Genomic DNA, 1,050 nt, shown 5'->3' on the forward strand with positions numbered 1-1,050 from the left:
GGCTTTGTTGCACAAAGCCTCTGATGTCCGAGGTTCCCCTTTCCCCGGACGGATTTATCCCGCGGTTTCTGTGACAGGAATACCGAGCGCGGTGTAGCCGTTCATGACGGCGATGCGGATCTGGATCTCCGCGACCTGTCGGTCAAAGTCCCGCGCCATGAGGCGCTGCCCCAGCAGTTTCATACAGTGCATCTTCGTTTCGGCACGGCTTCGTCGGTGGTATCCGCTCCATCGTCGCCAAAGCGCGCGGCCTAGATATTTCGCGGCGCGCAGGGCTTCGTTTCGCGCGGCGGCACCGGCGGTGAGGGTCTTCCACGGCTTTGCATTCTTGCGGGGCGGTATGACGGCATGTGCGCCGCGGTCGGCAATGGCATCGTGGCATTTGCGTGTGTCATAGGCACCGTCGGCGGTGACGCTGCCGATCTGCTCGTCCGCCGGGATCTGATCGAGCAGGTCGGGTAGCACCGGGGCATCACCGATGTGGCTCCCCGTGATCTCGACGGCTCGAACCTCCAGTGTTTGCTCGTCGATTCCGAGATGGATCTTGCGCCACACACGCCGTCTGGGGCCGCCATGCTTGCGGGCGTGCCATTCGCCTTCTCCCTCGACCTTGATCCCGGTGCTATCAATCAGCAGGTGCAACGGGCCCTTGGAGCCGCGGTAGGGGATGTTGACAGCCAAGGCCTTCTGACGGCGAGACAGCGTGCTGAAGTCGGGCACCGTCCAGTCGAGGCCAACCAGTCGCAGCAGGCTCTCGACGAAGCCGGTCGTCTGCCGGAGCGCCATGCCAAACAGCACCTTCATCGAAAGGCAGGTCTGGATCGCGGCATCGCTGTAGGTCTGCTGGCGACCACGCCTGCCTGTCGGCGCGGCATCCCAGTTCATCTCGGGATCGAACCAGATCGTCAGCGAGCCCCGGCGCTTGAGTGCTTCATTGTAGGCTGGCCAGTTCCTGGTCCTGTAAGTCGTAGGTGTGGGTCTGCTCATGCATCACAGCTACCACGCTGGATTCACGAGATGAATCCCTGACGCGATTTGTGCAACAGAGCC

General features: G+C 62.4%; 1 protein-coding gene. It reads right to left on the bottom strand.

The features are described 5' to 3' along the window. Positions 1-54: 54 nt before the first annotated feature. On the bottom strand, positions 55-987 hold the full coding sequence (locus FHD68_RS18680; RefSeq protein WP_127899982.1) for an IS5 family transposase: 933 nt from the start codon (positions 985-987) through the stop codon (positions 55-57). Positions 988-1,050 lie beyond the last annotated feature (63 nt).

Origin of the sequence: Paracoccus marcusii, from assembly GCF_006151785.1 — a bacterium.
In the GTDB taxonomy this organism is placed as follows: domain Bacteria; phylum Pseudomonadota; class Alphaproteobacteria; order Rhodobacterales; family Rhodobacteraceae; genus Paracoccus; species Paracoccus marcusii.

Bases quoted from the DNA above. Each gene is read 5' to 3' on its own strand.
- FHD68_RS18680 (WP_127899982.1), bottom strand. From the start codon at position 987: ATGAGCAGACCCACACCTACGACTTACAGGACCAGGAACTGGCCAGCC.